16 protein-coding genes are annotated in these 25,475 nt (G+C 34.4%); 6 read left to right on the top strand and 10 right to left on the bottom strand.

The features are described from left to right. The first annotated feature begins 35 nt into the window (after positions 1-35). Together AC6CH4_RS12110 and AC6CH4_RS12105 are read left to right on the top strand one after the other, a co-directional pair. The gene (locus AC6CH4_RS12110; protein ID WP_498103324.1) at positions 36-1,367 is read left to right on the top strand and encodes an alpha-L-fucosidase; all 1,332 of its coding nucleotides are present in this window, start codon (positions 36-38) and stop codon (positions 1,365-1,367) included. 20 nt (positions 1,368-1,387) lie between these two features. Beyond that, complete coding sequence (locus tag AC6CH4_RS12105) at positions 1,388-2,356, top strand: M20/M25/M40 family metallo-hydrolase (RefSeq protein WP_498103323.1); 969 nt, start codon at positions 1,388-1,390, stop codon at positions 2,354-2,356. A 166-nt stretch (positions 2,357-2,522) separates the two neighbouring features. Here AC6CH4_RS12105 and AC6CH4_RS12100 read toward each other — a convergent pair whose 3' ends face one another. The 9 genes from AC6CH4_RS12100 to AC6CH4_RS12060 form a co-directional block, all read right to left on the bottom strand. Next, the gene (locus AC6CH4_RS12100; RefSeq protein ID WP_498103321.1) at positions 2,523-2,687 is read right to left on the bottom strand and encodes a hypothetical protein; all 165 of its coding nucleotides are present in this window, start codon (positions 2,685-2,687) and stop codon (positions 2,523-2,525) included. Between the two features lie 21 nt (positions 2,688-2,708). Beyond that, the gene (locus AC6CH4_RS12095; RefSeq protein WP_498103319.1) at positions 2,709-4,274 is read right to left on the bottom strand and encodes a SusD/RagB family nutrient-binding outer membrane lipoprotein; all 1,566 of its coding nucleotides are present in this window, start codon (positions 4,272-4,274) and stop codon (positions 2,709-2,711) included. A gap of 31 nt (positions 4,275-4,305) precedes the next feature. Next, on the bottom strand, positions 4,306-7,632 hold the full coding sequence (locus tag AC6CH4_RS12090) for a SusC/RagA family TonB-linked outer membrane protein (protein ID WP_498103317.1): 3,327 nt from the start codon (positions 7,630-7,632) through the stop codon (positions 4,306-4,308). Positions 7,633-7,909: 277 nt separating this feature from the next. Then, positions 7,910-8,926, bottom strand: coding sequence for a LacI family DNA-binding transcriptional regulator (locus AC6CH4_RS12085; protein ID WP_498103315.1), 1,017 nt, complete (start codon positions 8,924-8,926; stop codon positions 7,910-7,912). Positions 8,927-9,468: 542 nt separating this feature from the next. Next, entirely contained in the window at positions 9,469-12,138 is a 2,670-nt protein-coding gene (locus AC6CH4_RS12080) for a glycoside hydrolase family 3 C-terminal domain-containing protein (RefSeq protein WP_498103313.1), read from the bottom strand. A 45-nt stretch (positions 12,139-12,183) separates the two neighbouring features. Further along, positions 12,184-13,521: an alpha-L-fucosidase gene (locus tag AC6CH4_RS12075; protein WP_498103311.1), complete on the bottom strand. Its 1,338-nt coding sequence runs from the start codon at positions 13,519-13,521 to the stop codon at positions 12,184-12,186. A 675-nt stretch (positions 13,522-14,196) separates the two neighbouring features. Beyond that, the gene (locus tag AC6CH4_RS12070; RefSeq protein WP_498103309.1) at positions 14,197-14,976 is read right to left on the bottom strand and encodes an L-fucose dehydrogenase; all 780 of its coding nucleotides are present in this window, start codon (positions 14,974-14,976) and stop codon (positions 14,197-14,199) included. A 67-nt stretch (positions 14,977-15,043) separates the two neighbouring features. Then, entirely contained in the window at positions 15,044-15,391 is a 348-nt protein-coding gene (locus AC6CH4_RS12065; RefSeq protein WP_498103307.1) for an L-rhamnose mutarotase, read from the bottom strand. Positions 15,392-15,812: 421 nt separating this feature from the next. Next, a complete protein-coding gene (locus tag AC6CH4_RS12060) occupies positions 15,813-16,679 on the bottom strand; it encodes an AraC family transcriptional regulator (RefSeq protein WP_498103305.1) in 867 nt (288 codons plus the stop codon). Positions 16,680-16,946: 267 nt separating this feature from the next. Between AC6CH4_RS12060 and AC6CH4_RS12055 the strand changes: the two genes are divergently transcribed. The 4 genes from AC6CH4_RS12055 to AC6CH4_RS12040 all read left to right on the top strand — a co-directional run bounded on the left by AC6CH4_RS12055 (position 16,947) and on the right by AC6CH4_RS12040 (position 24,195). Continuing rightward, positions 16,947-19,400: a carboxylesterase family protein gene (locus AC6CH4_RS12055; protein ID WP_498103303.1), complete on the top strand. Its 2,454-nt coding sequence runs from the start codon at positions 16,947-16,949 to the stop codon at positions 19,398-19,400. Between the two features lie 170 nt (positions 19,401-19,570). Next, entirely contained in the window at positions 19,571-20,575 is a 1,005-nt protein-coding gene (locus tag AC6CH4_RS12050) for an isoaspartyl peptidase/L-asparaginase family protein (protein WP_498103301.1), read from the top strand. 32 nt (positions 20,576-20,607) lie between these two features. Beyond that, positions 20,608-22,056: an alpha-L-fucosidase gene (locus AC6CH4_RS12045; RefSeq protein ID WP_498103299.1), complete on the top strand. Its 1,449-nt coding sequence runs from the start codon at positions 20,608-20,610 to the stop codon at positions 22,054-22,056. Positions 22,057-22,071: 15 nt separating this feature from the next. After that, on the top strand, positions 22,072-24,195 hold the full coding sequence (locus tag AC6CH4_RS12040; RefSeq protein WP_498103297.1) for an alpha-L-fucosidase: 2,124 nt from the start codon (positions 22,072-22,074) through the stop codon (positions 24,193-24,195). Between the two features lie 306 nt (positions 24,196-24,501). On the opposite strand, the gene AC6CH4_RS12035 is transcribed toward AC6CH4_RS12040, so the two are convergent. Further along, a complete protein-coding gene (locus tag AC6CH4_RS12035) occupies positions 24,502-25,443 on the bottom strand; it encodes a hypothetical protein (RefSeq protein WP_498103295.1) in 942 nt (313 codons plus the stop codon). Between the last annotated feature and the right edge of the window lie 32 nt (positions 25,444-25,475).

The raw sequence follows: 25,475 nt of genomic DNA, 5'->3' as shown, positions 1-25,475 counted from the left end.
TAAACTTTACTATCAAACCACCTAAACTTAAAAAAATGAAAAAAATCACACTTTGCCTGCTATTTTTCCTGATGAACTGGACAATAATAACAGCACAAACGTACACCCCTACTGAAGGAAATCTAAAAGCCAGAAAAGAATTTCAGGATGATAAATTCGGTATGTTCATTCACTTTGGTCCATACAGCGTTCTTGGGAATGGTGAATGGATTATGACCAACCAAAATATAAAAGTTACCGAATACGGAAGATTGCTTAACGTTTTTAATCCACAGGATTTTGATGCCAAAAAATGGGTTGGCATTGCAAAAGCGGCCGGAATGAAATACATCACTTTTACGACCCGCCACCACGACGGTTTTAGCAATTTTGACACTAAACTATCAGATTGGAAGATTACGAATACTCATTTCAAAAGAGATCTATTAAAAGAATTGGCTGACGAATGTCATAAAGAAGGTATTAAACTGTTTTGTTACTATTCACTTCTGGATTGGACCAGAACAGATTATCAGTATGAGACAGGAAAAACAGGACAAGGAACAGGCAGAACTAAAAAGAGCGACTGGAACAGCTATATTGCTTTTATGAAAGGTCAGTTGACAGAATTACTGACCAATTATGGGGAAATCAGCGGAATCTGGTTTGACGGACATTGGGATCAATTGGATAACGATACCGATAAAACATTGACATCAAAAGTAAATTGGCATTATGACGAGATTTACAAATTGATTCATTCCATCCAGCCGAATTGTTTAATCTCTAACAATCATCATCTTACTCCAATTCAGGGCGAAGATTTTCAAGCCTTTGAAAAAGATTTACCAGGTGGAAATACTTCTGGATTTGGAGGACAATCTATTTCTCAATTGCCTTTGGAAACCTGTGAAACCATGAACAATTCATGGGGTTTTAACATTAATGACAGAAAATACAAATCGACTAAAGATTTATTACATTACTTAATAAATGCTGCCAGTCTGAATGCCAATTTTCTTTTGAATGTCGGGCCAATGGCTGACGGAACAATTCAGCCTGAATTTGTTGCAACTTTGAAAGAAATAGGAATCTGGATGGATAAAAACGGAAACAGTATATATGGAACAAGAGGCAACGTGATGAAGCCACAAGATTGGGGCGTATTTACTGCTAAAGATAAAATTTGGTTTGCACACATCATTACTACACCAAAACAGGCTACTTATATTTTTATTCCTGAAATGAAACAAAAAATTAAAAAATGTTATTTGATGGACAGTAAAAAAGAACTTAAATTCAAACAACAACCAGAAGGAACTTTTGTGTATTTGGATGGCGTAAAAATGGATGCAATCGATACAATAGTTGAAATGCAAATACAATAAAGATCGTAAATTACCATAACATGTTTAAAAGAATTCTTTTCCTTTCTATTGTTTCTTTAATAGCAACTGAAAAAGGAACTGCACAATCTACGTTTTCAGCCGAAAAGTTTCTGAAACACGATACCTATTTAGCTTCGGATAAATTAGAAGGGCGTCTTGCCGGAACAAAAGGCAACAACGAAACGGCGGCTTACATTAAAAAATATTTTAGAAAATTTGGCTTGAAAAAATTCAATAACGATTATTATCAGCCGTTTAAAATATTCATAAAACCCGACATCAACAAGATGAAATCGGACAGTGTATCGACTCAAAATGTTGTGGGCTATATCGAAGGTTCAGATGAAAACCTGAAAAAAGAATTCATTGTAATCGGAGCACATTATGACCATTGGGGTTGGGGCGGAAAAGGTTCTGGCAGCAAGAAAAAAGATACGCTTGCAATTCATAACGGAGCCGATGATAATGCTTCAGGGGTTTCTGCTCTTTTATCTATTTTAGAAGAATTTCATCATAACAAAATGGCGCCAAAAAGAAGTATTATTTTTATTTCTTTTAGTGCTGAAGAGGAAGGTTTATTGGGTTCGAAGTATTTTGTCAATCATCTGCCAGTAGATAAAAAAGCAGTAAAAGTGATGATTAACATGGATATGGTGGGTCGGCTAAATGATAAAAAAGAGTTATATATGGGCGGTGCCGGAACTTTTCCGGGCGGTGTAGAACTGATGAAAAAACTAGGTGAAGGCAGCGGTCTTAACCCGATTGTTTTTGCAGGAGACGTTGGCGGCTCAGATCACGTAACTTTTTATAAAAATGATATTTCAGCAATAGGATTACACACGGGAGGCCATCCTCAATATCATACACCAGAAGATGATACTGCATTAATAAACAGCGAAGGAGCTATTTTGGTTTCCAAATATATTTACAATGCTTTGACTGCAATTGCTAACTACGGGCAACCGCTAACTTTTATCAAACAAAACTAAAATACAGACAGTTTTTCTCTACCATCTTTTTAGAGTAAAGATCAAAAATAAAAATCGGCGAACTACAGTAAACAAACTGCAGATTCGCCGATTTTTTTGTGCAATATATACCACTATTTAGAAAATCCTTTTTATTTCCTGTAAAAACAAAGTTTTAATTTATCTATTATCGATTACCTTTTAAATTGATATTGACATTGTTATTGATATTCACATTGATATTCACATTGATATTGATATTGACATTGTCATTGTCATTGTTATTGATATTTAAAAAGAAACCCCATCGTCCGTGATGATCCGGATTTTGGGGTTTCTTACTAATAAACAAAATAATTAATTTAAAGGAGGATTACTTTACGTCCCAGAAAATTTTAGTACTTAAGTTATCTTTGTCCTTAACTGTGTTATAATTAGTTGTATTATAAACACTTTCAGAATTTGGATATGTCCAACGTGTTGGTGGAGTTTTTCTGATACTGCTTGTTTCATCTTCCTGGAATGTTAAAACCGGAAGTTTCAATCTTCTTTGTTCAGACCAAGATTCATCAGCTTGCATGATATTATAGTGAATATACTTTTGGAATGCTATTAACTTTAATTGATCAGCAGCTGTTACAGCTCCGGTAAAGTTAATTGTAGCAATATAAACATCAACTTGAGCAGTTGTTGGTTCTGTAGTTGGTTTCCAATCCAAAACATCAGCTTTATCACCTAATCTTACATAATATTCAACCGATTGTCTGATCGCTTTTTCAAAATATGTTTTTGCTGTAGTAGCATTACCATTTCTTGAATAGTATTCTGCAAGAATAAGATTAACTTCAGCAGCATTAATCAATGTTCCTGGCAACCATTTATTTCTACTAATTACTGATCTATTATAGATAGCAATTTTCCCATCAACAATTAATTGATCCTGAACTCCTGATGTTAATGTTGGATCGAGTCCTACATAAGTTGTCGCATTTTGTCCTTTTTCAAACAACCATGCTTTACGAGGATCATTATTCGCATTCATATGATCGATCATTGGTTTTGGCGCAATATTATTGTTAAATGACTCTAAAGCATCAATAAAACCAGAAGTATCTAAATCAGTATCCTGAGTGTAAACTTTGAATGCAATATTCTCTGTATTTTCATCAACAATTTTTGCTTCGGCAATAATTTCAGCAATTTCAGTATTTGCTCTTGTTGCCATAGCAGGAACAGCAGAAACTCTGTTCAGTAATTTCAAACGCAAAGAATTACAATAATTTTTCCAAGATACCAAGTTCCCTTTATTTATAAGGTCCTGATTTTTGAATTCTAAATCTACTTTTGTAGAAAGTGTGATTGAATTCAGTTCAGCAGAAAAAGCTTTCAAATCATCCAACATCTTAACATACAGTTCCGTTTGATTATCATACTTAGCTGATGCGGCAGTATAATTACCACCAGTCGAACCAATTTTACCTGCCTCAGAGAAAGGAATATCTCCAAAGTTATCTACCATTTTTGCAGTATGATCATATAAATAAATCGTTGAAGTAATTGTGTAGATTCTATTCTCAGTCTGCTCTGCTGCAGGCAAAGAAGCCATCACTTTTTCTAACTCTCTATATTGGGTAATAAATTTGTAATATCTTCCCCATCTGTCATTTACCGCAGGTCCCGGAACATAACGGCCAGTTAAGTTTGTAAATCCATGGGCCTGAGTATAGGTCAAAGAAGTCGATCTTATAACTGTAAAATAATTCCAATACGATGGAATTACATCCTCAAAGTTAATTTTCATAAACCCGGCGAACTGTTTAGGTACAGTTGTCGTTTCAATATTTGACGGATTTCTATAAGCATCCGCAAAATCATCTTCCGAACAAGAGCTAAAGAAAACTGCCATTGTCGCTAATGATATATATAATAATTTTCTCATGTTGTGTTTTTTTAAATTATAATTTATCAAATTAGAAAGATGCTCGTAACATTACTCCAATACTTCTTGTAGAAGGAGTCAATCCTGCATTATTTACGTTTTGAGTCCATCTAGAACCTGAAGTTGTTGCTTCAGCATCCATATCTTTAATTGTTCTATAGATATAGAATAAATTACGTCCAAAAGCAGAAAAACTTATTTTCGAGGCTCCAATTTTATTTGCCCAGGCTGTTGGCATATTATAACCAAATGATATTTCTCTCACTTTAACATAATTATTCTTTTGAATATACAAGTCATAACGTGAACTACTGTACTGAGGACCACCCCAGTTGTAAGTCATATTATAATAACCTGCCTGAGAGATCACATTTGTATTTGCTGTACCATCTGGTGCTACACCGTCCATTAACATACCATCACGGTATAATACTTGTCCTCCTGGTCCCGCAGTGGCACTATTAGGAACCTGAACTCCTTGACCATTAGCATCTTTATAATAAGTTAAACCACCACGCTCATTAGTACTATAATTCAAAGTCTCTTCGGTCAAACCTCTTGATTTCATCCAATTAATTCCTGTAGGCATCAAATAACCTCCATAAGAATAATCGATATTTACATCTAATGTGAAATTTTTATAAGTAAATGAGTTTATCAACCCTCCCACACCTTGAGGTGTAGCAGTTCCGTATTTTTCCCATTTGTCTCCATCAATCATATAGAAACCATCAGAGTCAACCATTTTATTACCATTAGCATCTGTTTTAACAGGGTGTGCATAAATACCTCCCATAGCCTCGCCTACTACTGATTTCAATTGAGCAGCAGACCCATCATAGTCCATATGTAATAATTCTGTTGCACCATTAGCTAATTTTTCAACTTTGTTAATATTTTTAGCCCAGTTCAAGGTAATGTCCCAAGAAAAACTCTCGCTTCTAAAAGGAGAAGCTGTCAAAGCTATTTCAAATCCTCTATTATGCAATTGACCTATGTTAGTCAAGATGGAAGTTGCTCCTGTTGTTGGAGCTAGAGTTAAAGCCAAAATTTGATCATAAACTTTTGCATCATAGTAAGAAAAATCTAAACCAAGTCTTCTGTCGAAGAATTTAGTTTCGAAACCAACTTCTAACTCTTTTTTCATTTCAGGTTTAATCGTCTCATTTCCATATGTTGACATTGAATTAGTAATCAATACCGGAGAAGTAGTTCCCTGAGTTCCCAATGACGTTTGTGTAAATGCAACATTCGCAGCATACATATCCGGATAGCTACCTACGATACCCCAAGAACCACGCATTTTTGCATAACTAATAAACTCTGGTAATTGAACAGCATCGGACAATACAAAACTTGAGTTTACAGAAGGATAAGTAAACGCATTATTATTTGGGTTCATTGTAGAAGTACGGTCTCTTCTCACAGTCCCTTCTACGAATAAGTAGTTTTTATAGCTACCACTTAAAGTTCCAAAGACAGCGTCCTTTACTAATTCATATTTTGAAGAACTACTATTAGCTGTATTTACTGATGAATTCATATCGTACCATCCTTCAACACTTAAGCCACCATTAGTAGAGCGGCCTAAAAGTTTACCTGTTTCATCTGAACCTGAATAACCAAGAAGGGCGCTTACACCGAAATCTTCGTTAATTTTCTTGTTGTATGTCAACAATAAATCACCATAAACAATATTATAGTCCTGAGTATCCAGCTGATAAGAGCCAGTCCCAAATCCATAAATTAACGGTTTTTCCACCGGGTTTTTAGTTTCTATATTTACTGAAGTTAAATCAGTACCAACACGTCCACGTAGTGATAACTCTTTGGTAATAGTAAACGTTTCAGTAACACTTGCAATCAAACGATTTGTAATCTCGTCTTGTTGATTGGCGTTCACATTCCAAAAGTAATCAGCGATATCAGATCTAAAACCATTACGGATAATGTTTTCGCTTGGAGTTAAGCTTTGATTTGTACCGGTAACATATTTATATCCTAAACTAGTTTTATATTTAGCTTTATACCAATCACCATTATCAAATGGACTAAGCATACCTGTAAAATTATTAATCAAACGATCCATACCAAAAGTACGGTTGTTAACATTTTGATTCATATAACTTACGATTATATCCGTTTTCAAACTGCTTCCAGTTTTGAATGAAGTATTCAGGTTTAGCGTATTTTTTTTGCTCATGTTACCCATACTCAATCCTTGAGACTCATTATGAGTATAAGAAAAACGAATACTACTATTATCAGTATTATTAGAGATAGCAAAATTTGTCACTCCATCCCAAGAATTTTGGAACAAATTTTTGTATCCATCCCTTTGAGGTGAATATGGGCGAATTACTCCATCCCATGACATAATAGGCTTACCATCGAACCAATTTCCAAAATTAGAAGTTCCGTTAGAAGTTCCTCTTGTTTCAGCAACTCCATCACCATCTGTATCATAATGGGCAAAACCATCTGGACCTAAATAGGCAGAAGGGGCATAAGCCGGATTAGCATAACCTGGACCTCTTTCGTACTGAAATCTTGGCAAGTAAGCAATTTCATTATTTGAATAACTAGTACTGAAGTCAATACCCAAACCTTTTTTTCCTTTACCAGATTTAGATGTAATCAATACAACTCCATTAATAGCCTCAGAACCGTATAAAGCAGCAGCAGAAGCTCCTTTAAGAATTGAGATACTTTCAATATCTTCAGGATTAATATCCGCTAAACCATTACTTTTTATACGTTGTTGGTTCCAATAATCACTATTGTTAACCTCTCCATTACGAATTGGCACACCATCCAAAACGATAAGTGGCTGAGATTTACCAGTAATAGAGTTAATTCCGCGAATCTGGATATTGATAGCTCCCGTTCCCCCCGGAGTGGAAGTAATACGAACCCCTGGTGCCTTACCATACATTCCACTAGCAATGTTAGGTGAAGCTGTCTTTACCAATGCATCTGATTTAATTACACTTGTAGCATAACCAATCGCTTTATTCTTTTTAGATTGCCCCAATGCCGTAACAGTAACACCATCAAGTTCGTTGGTACCACTTGCTAATCTGATTTTTATTCCATCAGCAGCTTTTAATTCTGTTGTTTTGTAACCTATTGAGCTTACTATAATAGTAGCACCTTCTTTTACAGAGATTGTAAATGCTCCGTTCTCGTCAGTAATCGTTTCTACTTTTGTCCCTTTTTCTCTAACAATCGCTGATGGAACGGGTGAATTAGTATTATCTGTAATTACCCCAGAGATTGTTGTGTTTTGAGCTTTCGCATTTTGAAAGCACAATACCATTAGAAAAACTAACAGCGATTCATATAACAGTTTTCTCATAATTAATATTAGTTTGGTTTGGTTTTTAAATTTTGTTTGAATTGAAGATTTCGATTTCTAAAAAATATGGAATACTAAAATCTTTAATTTTAAATTACCAGGTTCTCCTTATCAGAATTAGGTAATAATTTTCTCGATTAATACTCTGTTTCTTTTATATCATAAGCTTTTTGTTTGTTTAATAATTTGTTTAAGTTTTCTGAATTATTTTCTGAAATTGTGGTTTACCGGTACTATAACGTTTTAGTATTTAGATTTTAAAAAAAGGCTTTTTTAATTATGAAACAGATTCCCTTATAATTAGATTGCCTTTTTTCTTCTCTTTTTCAACTTTATAATTACTTCCGTCATTCATTTGCATCATTAATAACCTTACTGCTTTTTTTCCCATTTCTTCAATTGGTTGGGATAAAACGGTTATAGAGGGCGAATGCAATCTAAAACTGTCGTGATCATCAAAACTAATTACTGCTTTATCAATTGGGATTTTTAATTTCAATTTACTTAAGGACTGTAAGCCCGCCAGCAACAAATAATTTGCCCCAAACAATACAGCATCTATTTCGGGACTACTACTCAAAAAAACAGCAATCTTTTCTATTCTTTCCTCTTCAGGAATATGGTATTGCAAATCAAGTATTTTAGCTTCATCATACAAGCCCGCTTTTTTCATCGCATTACTGTAACCTTCTTTTCTTAACCGCATCTGAATTAACTGTGAGTAATTACTAATAAATGCAATTTTTTTAAATCCTTTTTCCAAAAGATAACTGGTTGCTGTTTTTCCTCCCTCAAAATTATCCAGCACGACATGGCTTACTTCTTGTTCTTCAAAATAACGGTCAACCAAAACAACCGGACATTGAAGTTCTGATAAGCGATCTATAGTTGCTTTCATGTTTTCTGTAGGGGTGATAATAAACCCATCTACATTAGCCTGTAATAAGCTATTCACTAACTCAACTGCACGGGCATCATCTCCGCCTGTACTACAATAAAATACTCTATAATTTAAGTTTATTGCCTCTCTCTCAATTACTCTTGCCAAATCAGAAAAAAACTGATTTGAAATATCTTCGACAATAAGCCCAATAGATCTTGTTTTACCAGTTCTTAAACTACTGGCGATCATATTGAGTTTGAATTTCATTTCTCCGCTAATTTTAAGAACTTTTTCAATCACTTCCTTGCTGATCCCCATCTTCTCTCCCTTATCGTTCAGTACAAATGAAACCGTAGTTACCGATACATTTGCTGCTTTCGCGATATCTTTGATAGTGATCTTTTTTTTCATGAAACGTTAACTTTATCTTAAACCTTAGTTAATTATTAGTAGCAAATATATATTTAATAAAACGATTTACAAAAACGTTTTAGTAATTTTTTTATTTGTTATTATTACTTTTTAACATTTTATAGGAATAATTCCAATTTAAAGCTTCAATAGTCTACAAACTAAACAAATACAGATTATTCAATGAATGACTTTTTTGATAAATACAGCAAAAAAGCCTCTTATTTTGATAAAAATTAAAGCCTTAAAAAAAGCCATTCTAAAATCAAAAAAATTATGATATTGTTAACATAAATAGCTAATACTTAAAATTCATTTAACTTTTTGATTTACCAGTTTTTCCCGAACTTTTTTGCAAGTGCCATTTCTATTTTTTTTACCTTTCTTAAAAACTGATTCGGTAAATTATTTTTTATATTTTATTCCTCTGCTTGTACTTCAATTGTAGTTTTTTAAAGCTTTAAGTATTTTTTTACATTTTTTTTAAATCTCTGATCAAAATCGATCTCAAAAATTTATTTTGCAATTTTTTGATTTAAAATCTACTCTGTAACCATAAGAATCTCTCTCAATCGAATATCTCTGGAAGATGCGCCAATCATAATTCTGAAATCACCCGGTTCAACAACCCATTTCATATCATTATTCAACATTTGCAAAGTTTCTTTGTTGATATCAAACGAAATTTCTTTTGATTCTCCCGCTTTAAGTGAAATTCTTTGAAAACCTTTAAGCTGTTTAATTGGCTGCGCAATGGATGCCAAAACATCTCTTACATACAACTGGACTACTTCATCACCATCAATAATACTGGTGTTTTTTATGGTACAATATACTTTCGTAGTTTCCGATTTTCCTATTTGTTTTTTGTCAAATCGCAAATTACTATATTCAAAAGTGGAATAACTCAATCCATATCCAAAAGGAAATAAAGGTGCGCCGTTTAAGTTGGTATAATCATCCGAACGTCCTGTTGGTTTATGGTTGTACACCAATGGCAATTGTCCCTCAAAAACAGGAAAAGTAATTGGCAGACGTCCGGCAGGATTTTTATCTCCAAACAAAATATTCGCTACAGCATGTCCACCATCTTCACCCGGATACCAAACATCTAAAATTGAAGGTACATTATTGATCCATTTGTCCATGGTAATAGCGCTTCCTCCAACCAAAATAACTACAACCGGTTTTCCTGTTGCAGCTACAGCATTTATTAATTCTTCCTGATGCCCTAACAAACCTAAATAAGCTCTGTCATTGAACTCGCCTTCTTCAATTCCGGCAGCAATTACCGCTACATCTGATTTTTTTGCGGCAGCTACTGCTTTATCAATTTTATTTTGCCAATCGTTGTTTACACCTACATTCCAAACCAATTTGAATTTAGCATAACCCTGCGATTCAAAAAACTCAATTTTGATATCATATTCTTTGTCTTTTTCAAAATTGAAATCAACCAATTTTGTTGAATATGTCTGACTCTTCCAGTTGTCTATGATTAATTTTCCGTTCAGATACAAACGGTAACCGTCATTGCCTTCAAAACCTATTTTATACGTTCCTGTTACAGGAGATTTGATTTTCCCTGTCCATTTAACAGAATAAAAATCATAATTGATTTTTGCCTGATCCGGAGAATACAATGTCCAGTCAAAATTGATAGTATTATCTAATCTTGTTACAACCGGACTTCCGCTTAATTGTACATTATTAAAATATTGCCCCGTTAATCCGTTTACAGATTTTCCCTTATCATCACTAAATAAATTCGTATTTGGTACAACCATATATTCTGTACTTTTTCTTGCACAACCTTCTGAAAGGTTAATCGCAACCGATTTTCCTAGCTTCGCTTTTATACCATCCAGCATACTTACTTTTCCGTTACCCGGACCGCTATAGCCACCTAAACGTGCTTCGGTAATATCATTTCCTATTAAAGCAATTGATTGAATTGATTTTTTAAGAGGCAAAACATTGTTTTCATTTTTCAACAAAACAATTCCTTTTTCAGCCGCTTCTCTTGACAATAATTTGTGAAGTGGATTTCCGTTCCATTTGTTTGTCTCTTTTTCGTCGGCGTAAGGATTTTCAAATAATCCCAATTCAAATTTCAATCTCAAAACTCTCGCTACAGATTCGTCGATGTTTTTCATATCAATTCTTCCGTCCAAAAATGGCGGTTGAAATAATTTATAATGATCAAAAGCGGTTTGAAAAATCACATCTAAACCATTATTTATGGCGTTTGCACTTGATTCCGGATAATCTTTTGCTGTATAATGCAATACATTTCCGCCACCAACAGCATTTGCATCTGAGATAATGAATCCTTTAAAATTCATTTCACCTTTCAGTTTTTTATTCAATAACCAATCGTTGGCAGTACACGGACTTCCGTTTAAAGAATTGTACGAAGTCATAACACTTCTACTTCCTCCTTCGGTAAAACAAGCACGAAAAGGCGGAAGCTGATATTCCTCCAAATAACGTTCATTATAATCAATTGGGTAGCTATCACGACCGCCGTCTCCACTATTGGCAAGGAAATGTTTAGGCGTTGTAATCACACCTCTTTCCTCAAAAGAAGAAACATACGCCACTCCCATTTTTGAAGAAAGAAACGGATCTTCGCCATAGGTTTCCTCTACTCTTCCCCAACGAACATCTGAAGCAAGATTTACCACGGGCGATAAAATCTGACGAATTCCACGGCTTTTCGATTCCATTGCAATAGCGGTTGAAACTCTTTTCACTAACGCCGGATCAAATGTTGCAGCCAATGAAATAGACTGAGGAAAAGCAGTTGCGCCATCTCGCACCAATCCGTGCAAAGCTTCATCAAAAGCTATAATCGGAATACCGAGGCGTGTTTTTTCAACAAAATACTTCTGAATTTTATTAATCAGTTTTACGGTTTCCTTCGCATTACTTGCAGCACTGTAATCTAAAATTTGATTGCTCGCATCGGTACTTCCTTTAGCACTCACCTGAAAACCAAAAATGCCATTTTTATAATTCTCTGCTCCATCAGACAAATCACCTGGAATCATGAACATTTGCCAAAATTTTTCTTCAACCGTCATTCGGGACAATAAATCCTGAACACGTTCCTCAACAGGTAATTTCGGGTTTTTATACTTTGGAGTATTTTGGGAAAACAGCATTTGGGCTCCAAGAAATAAAGCTATTAAAAGTGCTTTTTTGTTCATAATTGTACTATTTCAATACCATTTTAGGTATGAATTATAATATTGTTAGTTTGTCAGGAAACCACCCTGACCTCTGTATAATTTAACCGGCGCATTTAAAGTAACTTTAATACAAGTCACATATTTATCTACTGCGTTCTCTGGCAAATCAATGTAAACCAATCCGGGAACGGCGCTCCAGGAGATTTTACCAACTACCTTATGCGTCAGTTTTACATTTGAGCCCAAAACCGTAATGTCTTCAATTTTATTATCAAGACCTTTCAGCATCAATTGTCCAGAAGTTTTTCCGTGCACAAATAAATAAAGTGTTTTTGAATCTTTAGAAAGTGTCGTCGGACCGTAAAAATGCCCTAATGGAATTCCGGGAATGGTTCCAAAAATACCTTCCCCATTTCTTCTGTTCCAGTCACCCAATTCTTTCAATGTAGAAACAACAGTTTCAGGATAAGTCCCGTCAGGTTTTGGTCCAATGTCTAATAATAAATTTCCTCCGTTTGAAACGGCATCTACAAAAATCGTAATGATTTCATACGGTGTTTTCCAGTTGGTATCGCTCACACGGTAACCCCAGTTTTCATTCATCGTCATACACAATTCCCACCATTTGAACGCTGGTCGAACTACCGGGAAATTTTGTTCCGGAGTATCGTAATCACCGTAACCTTGTAAACGTCCGTTGATAATGGTATTCGGATTTCTGTCTAACATCATTTTACGCGTTTTCTCTGCTTGCCACTCTTCAGCACTGTGTTCCCAGTCACCATCAAACCACCACAAATCAGGATTGTACCAATCTGAAATTTCTTTGATTTGTCCCTGGAAGAATTTTTGAAAACGTTCCCAACGAGCCGGTTCTTTTTTGATATCATAACGCGCCTTATCCTTCAAAAAGCCCGGATAATCATTGTGTGTCCAGTCGATTAAGGAGAAATAAGCTCCACATTTTATATCTCTTTTACGCAATTCTTCAAAAAAAGGCTTCACCATATCTTTTTTAGCAGGACAGGTTTTTACCGAGCTCAATTTCCCTAATTTGGTATCGTACATTGCTACACCATCATGATGTTTGGTAGTAATCACTGCATATTTTGCACCTGAATCTTTAATCATATCTGCCCAGGCCGCAGGATCATAATGACTTAAGGTGTAGCTTTTTTGTTGTTTCATATAATCTTCAACAGAAATATTTCCGTTGTGAAAACTCCAGGATTCAGAGACATCGGCAACCGAATAAATTCCGGCATGAATGAAGATTCCTAGTTTGGCATCTTCAAACCATTTCATTTTTCCAGCAATATCCTTTGCCGCGATTTTGTTCTGAGCATTTCCTGCGATAGCTGTTCCAACGACCAAAGCCGCTAAGATTATTTTTTTAATCATTTTCTATTTATTTAATTCTGATTATTGTTTCAGCAGATTACAGTCCTGCACTTTCTGCTTTCATAGTAAATTGTCCTTTTGATCTTTTTTAGCTTTTCCAATTACTATTTTTTTTTCATTATAAGCAGGTCTTTCCGTACTTTGAAATGGTACAGGATTCGTTACATCTCTATTGTTTTTTATTTCTCAATTTGCAATTAGAATGGGCCGTAAAAAAAAGACAGATTTTTTCAAATAAAAACAATCTTAATTTAACTCGAAATCTAAACAAATTTGATATTTGATAAAACTATTTTAGACGAACGACATATAAACGAAGATAAACATCAAAAAAAATCATAAAAAACAATCGTATTGTAAATTTCAGTTCTAATAAACTTTATCGTATACTATTACGTTATCATTTCTTTTTTGGCTTACTTACTTTTTATTTAACACTTTTTGATGAGAAAGCTATTAGATGATTTTAGGTATTTTTAAAAACAAATTTGCTGGGTTTTCCAATTCACATGACTTTGTGTCCTATGTGTACTTACCATTTTGGAACAGCACAAAAAACACATAATCCCACCGACAAAAAAGAATATCAATACAAAGCTCTTGTTCAGTGAAAACATCTTTTATTTATAATTGGACAGGTTTGATTTTTTGGGAAATTTATTTTTTAATTATAAATTATAACGAACGATCTAAATGTGTATAGCCTCCATCTACATAAATCAACTGACCCGTAGTGTGGCTTGATTTATCAGATAATAAAAACACGACCATATTGGCAATTTCTTCTGCAGTTGTCATTCTGTTTTCCAGCGGAATATTAGCCGTAATTTCTTTTAGTTTTTGCTCCGGATTTTCAAGTGTTTTAATCCACGTATCATATAATGGCGTATAACATTCAGCGACTATAACCGAATTTACACGAATTCCGTATTTCAATAATTCAACAGCCCATTCGCGGGTTAAAGCATTACGCCCCCCATTTGAAGCAGCATAAGCTGAAGTATTTCCCTGTCCGGTATCAGCAGTTTTTGAACCGATGTTTACAATTGCTCCTTTTGTTTTTTTCAACTCTGGTAAAGCATGTTGTGCCATCAGGTAATAATGTATCAGGTTCTTATGAATTGATGCCACAAATTTTTCGTAATCACCGCTTTCTAAACCAACACCATCATTTACACCAGCATTATTGATTAACCCGTCAATGCGACCGCACATTTTGATTACTTGATCAACGGCATTTTTACAAGCTTCCGGATTCGTTAATTCAGCAACTACAGATAAAGCTTTGCCGCCTTCTATTTCTATTTCTTTAACTGCAATTTGATTGTCGGCATCTGCTCTGCCAATTATTACCGGAATCGCACCTTCTGCAGCTAAGACTTTACAGATTCCAAGGCCAATTCCTTTTGCGCCACCTGTTACAATAATTATTTTGTCACTAAGATTAAGATTCATTTGTTCTGTTAATTTTGGTTGGATAGTTAGTTGTTATACGATTAAGATGAACTTACGATCAAATCGATTATGTATTCTTATGCAGGTCAAATATCTTTTCCATCAACATCCATTTTTCACCTTCTTTCGCTCCTGGCAATGCTTTTTGATATTTCCACATCAGTTCTTCCCATTTCTGAACCACCGGATTATTAGTATCCATCTCCCCTTTTCTTTCAAAAGTAAAAGTTTCATTCACCTCGATGATCATAAACATTCTGTTGCCTGCACAATAAATATCAAGATTTTCAATCCCGGAATTGACGATACTTTCTGTAATTTCCGGCCAGATCTTTTCATGGTATTTTTTGTATTCAGCGATTAAAGCCGGATCGTCAATCAAATCCAGTGCGAAACAATATTTTTGGGTTACCATATTATTCTATTTAAAAATTTTAAGCTTAAAACCTAAAATGAGTGATTAAACAATTGACAAATTTGCTAAACGTGAGTTCCTTTTTACTTTCTCCATTTATAATAAAAAAAAGCTGAACTAAAACATTTTATATGTTCAGGTGCAACATTTTGACACAATCTCAAAAAAAATAAAATTATTGCATTATTAAGATATATGTTAGCTCGAAATTATCAATAATTAAGCAATTATTATCTTTATAATTAATTTCACAATAAAACGAGAAATAGCCACATATTTTAGAAATAATTTACGAACTAAAAAAATAAAGATCATTTACAGAATAAAGATTCAAAAAAGCATATTAAAAAAAAACAGATCTAACAAAAAGATATTGTATCACTACGTAATATTATTTTAATTAAAAAAGAAGAATTCAATCTTAAACTAAAGCATTTTTTCGGTATTCCTTTGGAGTTGTTCCAATTAATTTTTTGAACAGCTTATTGAAGTTGGAAGCTGTTTTGTAACCACATTCGTAAGCAATTTCAGAAATTCCCAAATCAGTTTCAATTAAATACTTACAAGCATTTGAAACCCTGATTTCGTTAAGGTATTCTACAAATGGTTTTTTGGTTTTGGCCTTAAACATTCTGCAAAATGACGTAGGTGTCAGATTGGCGATTTTAGAAATTTCATCAAGTGATATTTCTTCTTTATAATTTGATTTTACATATTGAAAAACAGCAGCAAGCCGATCATTTTTATTTTCATCGCTGACAGAAACATACGAATCATCATTGATATATCTAAGATCTTTGCTTTTTGATAAAAGAAATAAAATTTCAATCAGCCCCATAACAACTTCAAAACCTTTCTTTTTGAGCAATTTTTCCATCTTTTTAGAAATGATTGCATTAGTTTGTCCGGTAATAGACACACCTTTTATGGCCTGAGAGAAAAATTTTTTGACTTCGAGGGCTTCTGGTAATTCATAAAAAGAATCTCCAAAAAGATCTCTGCTAAAATAAATCACTATAGCTTTAGCTTTTAAACTATTTATTCCTTTATAAAAAATCTCATCATTAAGCCAAACATGTGGAATATCATCTCCCAGAAAAACCATATCTCCGGATTCAAAACATTCTACAGAATTCCCAATGATACGTTTTCCGTGACTTTCCAGGATATAAACCAACTCAAATTCCGGGTGCGAATGAAAAGGCGATTGGAAAAAAGATTCCTCACGAGAAAACACAGATAGCGACGTATTTGTATAAGAAGCAATATTTGTTTTAACAATTTTCATTTTTTAGAATAACAATGATAATTAATAACTAAATAAGGATAAAATTGGAGTATTTATTAAATTAATTTAGATTTAATTTTATATTTCATAAAAAACAAAAATAGCAAAAAATCTTTAAGGCATTACTAAATCGATTTAATAAATTTAAAAAAACGTAAAATTATCGGAAATAAATTGTTAAATCCTCAATTTTACCGTTTTTCAGGTAAAACGATTTAGTAAAAGTCTGAAAAGTTGGAATAAAATAAAAAAAATATACCCCGAAAAATGAAAAAAGAACTCTTAATTTTCTTGATTATGTCGTGCATAAATTCGATTGCACAGACAAAAACGACCGGAAATGTTGTAGAATATTTTGGAAAAGAAAAAATTGTTAGCACAGCAGAAGGAAATGTTTTATACCAATTTATAAATGGATTTACACTGCAAACCGAAAATAAAACAGGAACACTTTTTAATGGACAAGATCCTATGGCCTGGCAATATGCGGTTGGTAAATTCGTAAATCCGAATAAACAAAAAGGGGACTGGCAGGAAATCAATGTAGATTCTGCCAAGGTTTTCAGCGGAAAGACTATGAGGTCTGCTTTTCTTTACACCCAATATAATGCTTCAAAAGAACAAATCGTACTCTTAGAAACTACAGGTGGCACCCGAACTTATATTAATGGTCTCCCTCACGAAGGTGATCATTATGATTTTGGATACTCTTTAATTCCTTTTAAACTTCAAAAAGGTGTCAACGAATTTATTTATACCAAAGGCCGTTTTGGTCGTGTGAAATCAAAAATTATTGTTCCTTCAAAAAGCATTCAGTTTACCAAACGCGATTTAACGTTGCCAGATGTTATTAATGGTGAAAAAGACGAAAAATGGGCTTCAATCCGAGTTATAAATGCAACAGAAAAAGAACTAAAGAACCTTGTTATTACAGCAAAATTATCTAGTGGCGAAACTACAACATATGCAACCGATGCAATTATGCCATTATTTGTCAGAAAAGTAAAATTTAAAGTTCCGGCTGCAAAAGCCGATTTTACAGGTGAATTAAAAATGGAACTAACACTTTCGGACAAAAGCGGAAAAGTAATTGACAAAACAGAAATTACAATCCAACAACGTTCTGCAACTGTTCATCATGAACGAACTTTTGTAAGTAAAGTTGATAACAGCGTTCAATACTACAGTATTGCTCCTGCATTGGGAAGCGGACCAAAAGCATTAGTTCTTTCTGTTCACGGCGCTTCTGTTGAGGCCCGAAATCAGGCAAGAGCTTACAAACAGAAAGACTGGGTTCATATTGTTGCTGCTACAAATCGTCGCCCTTTTGGATTTAACTGGGAAGATTGGGGAAGAATCGATGCTCTCGAAGTTTTAGCTGAAGCTAAAAAAGTATTCAATACTATTCCCGCCCAAACTTACTTAACAGGTCATTCAATGGGCGGCCACGGTACCTGGTTTCTGGGAACAACCTATCCTGGCAAATTTGCAGCCATTGCTCCTTGTGCCTCTTACCCTGACATTTCAATGTACGGATTTGATAAAGGCGATGAAATGCATGATATGTTCAAAGCATTTGAACCAATCAAACGTTCGGCTAATTCTGGTCGCGTTAAAAGTATTGTTCAAAACCTGAAACAAACAGGAGTTTATATATTGCATGGCGATGCCGATTCGACTGTTCCTATTTCGCAGGTGCGAGAAATGCGCCAGATTTTAGGCAGTTTTCATCCTAACTTCTGTTATTACGAATATCCTGGTGGTGAACATTGGTATGGTGACCATTCAGTTGATTGGTTGCCGATTTTTGAATTCTTCAAGCGTCAAACTATTCCAACAAACAAAGAAGTAAAGGAAATTGATTTTCACACCGCTACTCCAGCCGTTTCTTCAACTGATTACTGGATTAAATTACAACAGCAAATTCGTCCGTTTGATTTCTCAAATATTAATGCCAAAATTGATAAACAGCAAATTAATATCAAAACGGTAAATGTTTCGATAATGGAACTTGATTTGGCTTCCTTAGAATTAAAAGGAGAAATTACAATCAATATTGACGATCAATTATTAAAAACAACTTCAGACAAAAAAGCTATTCTGAATTTGAAAGAGGGTAAATGGGCTTTTATAAACGAAATCAACATAGCTGAAAAATATGCTGAACGTCAGGGCGGATTCAAGTTTGCCTTTGATAATAATGTCGTTTTTGTTTATGCGACAGGTGGTTCTGAATCAGATCGTGAATGGTATTTAAACAGAGCCCGTTTTGACGCAGAGACTTTTTATTACAGGGGAAATGGAAGTATCGATGTGATTGCAGACAAAGAATTTTCATTAGAAAAATACAAAGACAGAAACGTTGTAATTTATGGAAATGCATCAAACAATAGCGCCTGGAAATTACTTTTGAAAAATGCTCCAATTCAGATTGATAATCAACAAATAAAAGTTGGCGACAAAATACTAAAAGGAGATGATTTGGCTGCCTATTTTGTAGTTCCAAGAAAAGACAGCAAAACAGCTATGGTAGGCGTTGTTGCCGGAACTTCAGAAAAAGGAATGAAAGCAACCTGGGCAAACAATTATATTTCCGGAATTACAGGTTTTCCCGATGTTATGATTTTCAAAGCTAATTTGCTTTTGAATGGATTGCCAGATATGAAAGTAAGCGGTTTCTTTGATAATGACTGGTCAACCAAAACGTTAGAGTTTTTTTAATTTAAAAAAAAACAAAAGGCAAATTCAAAGAGAAATACTTTTTTATTGAAAATTTAAAGAAAACAAAAAGTAAAGAATAGTGCAACAAATTAATTTACTAATACGATTTAGTAATTAAATAAAAACACTTATTTTTAACATCAAAAGCAAAAAATAAAAAGATACAACATATGAACAATCGTAGAAATTTTCTAAAAACCGCTGCAATGGCTTCGGCTGCTGTAGCGCTAAGTTCTTTTACGGGAAAACCAGAAGAAGACGAAAGTCATGACAATCTTTCTGATGGAAAAATAAGAAAACCAATTGTCCTTTCTACATGGAATTTTGGTTTGAAAGCAAATGAAGCTGCCTGGGAAGTATTGAAAAAAGGTGGACGCGCCCTGGATGCAGTAGAAGCAGGAGTTAAAATTCCGGAAGGTGATCCAACAGAAAGAAGTGTTGGTTATGGCGGAAGGCCTGACAGAGACGGACGTGTAACCTTAGATGCCTGCATTATGGACGAAATGTCTAATATTGGTTCTGTGGGTTGTCTGGAATTTATTAAACACCCTATTTCTGTTGCGCGTGCTGTAATGGAAAAAACGCCACACGTAATGTTGGTGGGTGACGGAGCGCTTCAATTTGCTCTAGCACAAGGTTTTCCAAAAGAAAATCTATTAGTTCCCGATTCTGAAAGAGAATGGAAAGAATGGCTAAAAACTTCAGAATACAAACCAATTGCTAATATTGAAAATCACGATACGATTGGAATGATTGCTTTAGATGTTGATGGAAACCTTTCAGGAGCTTGTACTACTAGCGGAATGGCTTTCAAAATGCACGGTCGTTTGGGAGACTCTCCTATTATTGGTGCTGGTTTATATGTAGATAACGAAATTGGCGCCGCAACTGCAACAGGCCACGGTGAAGAAGTAATCAGGATTTCAGGCAGTCATTTGGTTGTTGAATTGATGCGTCAGGGAAAATCTCCTCAAAAAGCCTGTGAAGAAGCTGTTTTGAGAGTCGTGAAACTGATGAAAAACAGAAAAAAAGATTTAAAAGATATTCAGGTTGGATTTATTGCCCTGAACAAAAAAGGTGATTACGGTTCTTATTGCGTTCAGAGTGGTTTTAACTATGCTGTTTATGATGAAACCGGGAACAAATTAATCAATCCTGAATTTTACGTAAAATAATCAACAACAACTACTTATTAAAAAAATATAAAATGAAAAATAGATTCAAATTATTATATACAGCATTTGTCTGCGCCAGTGCACTTTCCCTTCATGCACAGGGTGATTTCAGTATGAAGGCTGACAAATCAGAAGAAGCAGGTTATGTGTGGACAAAAGATCCGTTAGTAAAAGCTAATCTGGACAAATGGCAAGGCTACAAATTTGGGGTTTTAATCCATATGGGACTTTATTCTCAGTTGGGAATTGTTGAATCCTGGGGGCTGGCTCCGGAAGATTGGGTAACCAGAGATGGTTATGACGATTATTACAAATATGCTACGGATTACAGAAATACCAAATTCAAATTAAATCCGACGAATTTAAATTCTGAAAAATGGGCCAAAATGTTCAAAAATGCCGGAGCAAAATATATGATTTTCACATCGAAACATCACGACGGTTTCTGTATGTATGATTCAAAATACACCGATTTTAAAATCACCAATCCTGAATTGCCTTATGCTAAAAATCCAAAGGCAGACGTATTAAAAGACGTTTTGGATGCTTCAAGAAAAGAAGGATTGGCAGTGGGTGTTTATTTCTCAAAACCGGACTGGACTACAGAGAACTTTTGGTGGTCGTATTATCCTCCAAAAGACAGAAACCCAACTTACGATATCAAAAAATTCCCGGAGAGATGGAACAGTTATATACAATACACTCAAAATCAGTTGAACGAATTGACTACAAACTATGGAAAAGTAGATATTCTTTGGCTTGACGGATGCTGGGTTCGCCCGTTGTCAACCATCAACAAAAAAGTGGAAGAATTTTGTAAATATCCCTACGACATGGATATCAACATGAAATTGATATCAGAAACAGCCCGTAAAAAACAACCCGGAATGTTGGTTGTAGATCGTTGGGTTCCTAGCGAATACGAGAATTATTTAACACCTGAACAAAAAACACCGGACAAACCATTAAGTGTGCCTTGGGAAAGTTGTATTACTCTTGGAGGAGCCTGGGGATGGGTGCCAAACGACCATTACAAATCTTCAAAAGAAGTAATTCAATTGATGACTAGTATTGTGGTAAAAGGAGGAAATCTATTATTAGGTGTTGGACCAGATGCCAAAGGAGAATTTGATCCAAAAATTGAAACCACTTTAGCCAACGTAGGGAAATGGTTATCAATAAATGGTGAAGCTATTTATGACACTAAACCTGTTGCCCCTTACTTAGATGGAAAAGTTGGTTATACTCAAAAAGGAAAGTCAATTTACGGAATTTATATGCCTGCAAAAGACGAAAAAGAATTACCTGCGGAAATTAGCATCAAAACCGATATTAAAGGAAATTTAAAAGCTTCTTTACTGAACAACAAACAAAAACTGACTATTAAAAAAGTGAATGACGGAATCGTTGTCACCATCCCAAAAGAATTGAGAACTTCATTAGCCAATCAGGAAGCGGTGGTCATTAAAGTAACGCAATAATTGATATAAGATCAAATGAAAAAACTAGTATTAACTTTCTTAGTATGTTTTGTCTTTTTGTCAATGACGGCACAGAGAGTTGGCCCTCCGGCTCCTTATGGGGCTTTACCAACTGAACCGCAATTGCGTTGGCAGGAATTGGAACAATATGTTTTGGTACATTTTACGCCAACCACTTTTCAGAATAAAGAATGGGGATATGGCGATGCAGATCCTAAAATCTTCAATCCTGCAAAATTTGATGCAAGTCAGATTGTGAATGCTGCCAAAGACGGTGGTTTTAAAGGTGTAATTTTTGTGGCCAAACACCATGATGGTTTTTGTTTATGGCCAACAAAAACAACGGCTTATAACATTAGTGCAAGTCCTTTTCGTAATGGAAAAGGTGACATGGTAAAAGAATTTGAAGTTGCGGCACGTAAGGCCGGAATGAAATTCGGACTCTATTGCTCTCCTTGGGATCGAAATAATGAAGATTATGGAAAACCTGAATATGTTGAAAAATATCGAAATCAGTTGAGAGAATTGTACTCCAATTATGGCAATCTATTCATTACCTGGTTCGATGGTGCAAATGGAGGGGATGGTTATTATGGCGGTAAAAACGAGAAAAGAAGCATTGACCGATCTACGTATTACGGCTGGGATAAGACCTGGGGAATATCTCGCGAATTACAGCCGGGAGCTGTTATTTTTGCTGATAATGGCGATGTACGCTGGGTTGGAAATGAAAGGGGTTTTGCAAATGAAACTTCCTGGGCAACTTTTACTCCAGAACCAATAGCAGGAAAAACAATAGCCGTTCCAGGAGAAACGGATTCGGAGAAAGCTCAGAGCGGAACACGAAATGGTAAGTACTGGAAACCGGCTGAATGTGATGTTCCGCTTAGAAATGGCTGGTTTTATCATGCAAATGAAGACAATAACGTAAAATCTGTTTCGGAGTTATTCGAAATTTACTTAAAATCGGTTGGAAGAGGTGCTGGCATGGATATCGGAATTGCACCAAATACGGACGGTGTATTGCATCAAAATGATGTTAAAGCCTTGAAAGATTTTGGCGATTTTTTGAAGAAATTATTTGCAGATAATCTTGCACAATCGGCTGTGATTACGGCCTCTGAAATTCGGGGTGAAAATCAAATATTTTTCGGAACCAAAAATCTTACTGATAACGATCGTTACTCGTATTGGGCAACCAGCGATGAAGTAAAAAAAGCAACCCTGACTTTAGAATGGAAAACAGCGCAAACGTTTAATATCATTCGTTTAAGAGAAAACATCAAATTGGGTCAACGCATTGAAAAAATCGAAATTGATGCTTTTATCAACGGAATTTGGAAAAAAGTAGGCGAAGCTACCAGTATTGGTGCCAACCGATTGATACGTTTACCAAATTATATCACAACTTCAAAATTGAGAATTGGTATTAAAGAATCTCCAGTTTGTATTGCTTTGAGCGATGTTGGTGTGTTTAGAGAGCCAGAACATTTAGCGCTTCCAAAAATTAAAAGAGATAAAGAGGGAAATGTTTCTATCACTACTGAAACACCGGTACACCAAATCCGTTATACAATTGACGGAACAGAACCTACAATACAATCGCCAGTTTATGGAAACCCATTTCCATTTTTAACCTCAGGTGATGTTAAAGCAAGATCATTTGGAACAGAGATGAAATCAAGCGAAACTACTATTCAATCCTTCAATATTTACAAAAAAGACTGGAAAATAGTTACCTCTAGTTTTGAAAATGAGGAAAAGGAAAATGCATTAAATGCTATTGATGAAAATGCCGAAACCGTTTGGAATACAGCTGATAACACATCTTTAACGCCTTTACCTCAATTCATCGTTATTGATCTGGGACAAGAAATGGAAATTACAACTTTATCGTATTTGCCTCGTCAAAACGGAACTGGTGGGATTGTAAAAAATTACCAATGGGAAGTAAGTACAGATAATATGACCTGGAAAACTGTTGCAGAAGGTGAATTTGCCAATATCAAAAGTAATCCCGTGGAGCAAAACATCACTTTGAAAGCATCCGCGAAAGCCAGATATATAAAGTTTATTGGAAAAACCAGTGTAGATGGTAGATATATTTCTGTTGCTGAAATTGGTGTAAAAACGAAATAATCCTGTTTTCCTTACACAGATTAATAATACAAAAAATGCCATTCGCGGCGGCGAATGGCATTTTTTTATTAGTTGCTAAGTTACTAAGATTCTAAGTAGCTAAGCTTAAAATGTTTATTGTTATTCTTAAGTCTTTAATCTAATTCATAATACTTAATACTTAATACGTTCTGGTACTACAGCGGGTTTGGGACTAAATTAAGACCATTCTTCGGATTTGCCAAATCATCCCAAATACAAAACCAACTTTCCATTAAGCCTACTGCACAAATCAATTGGAGTAGCTGTTATGCCCAGTTATTCTATTTAAGTTTTTTGTTTCATATGATAAAACTTTAGTTCATCCAATCCTTTATATAACTCATAAATTTTATGGTAGTTAACGCTACAAAGTAAAAAATCTACAGTTTTAATTGAATCATTGAATTGGTGTCTCCATATTGAAAGCAAAACTTTTTCGCTACTGCTAATATTATTTTCAATATCAGGATATTTAATTCCAATTATTAAATCACGTTTATTATCAACTTCCCAATAATCTTCGAATTGTAATATTGGACTTGAAAAAGTTTCCTTCCATAAAATTTGTGTTTTATCAATTACAGATAGTGATTCGAAAGAACTGAAAGTGTTTTTTATTTCAATGTTTAAATTATCAAAGAATTTTTTATATTCACCTGTAAATAATTTAATCGTATTAGAATCAAAATTTAAATTTGTCTCATTCTTTGGTTTGAAATATTTTACTTTTTCATTAATCTCAATACTAACTTTTCCTCCATTATGAATTAAAGCATTTCTGTAAAGAGATATTTCCCACAACTTAATAATTGATTTTTTTTCGTCTTCGCTAATTGAATTTTTGGTACCATTCTTTTTATCATTTTTATATTCTTTGTTAAAAAGAATTTTTAACAATTTTTCAAGTTGTGTTCGTACTCCGTCTTTAAAAAATAAATATAATTCATTTTCAATAATGATATCATGCCCTTTGTCAGCTACTGTACATATTTGTTCTCTTGAAATTGTATAGGAGTCTTTAGTCAATTTTTCAGGAAAACTGACTAAAACAATTTTCATGATTTCTCTAATTGATTCCTCAAAATATGCAGTAATCATTAAAAATAAACCTTGATTAATTACAAAATCATCACCAAGCTTCTCCTCAATTTTTATTAATTTATCTAGGAATGATTTTGTGTTATCTAATAGATCTTCGGAATAAACTTTTCCTCTTTTACTTATCATTTTGTCGGTTTTCTATAATTGGGCATAACTTA

The organism is Flavobacterium sp. GQ95 (assembly GCF_059758655.1).
Note: the sequence above shows the minus strand (reverse complement) of the source record. Positions and strands in the feature narration are given on the sequence as shown.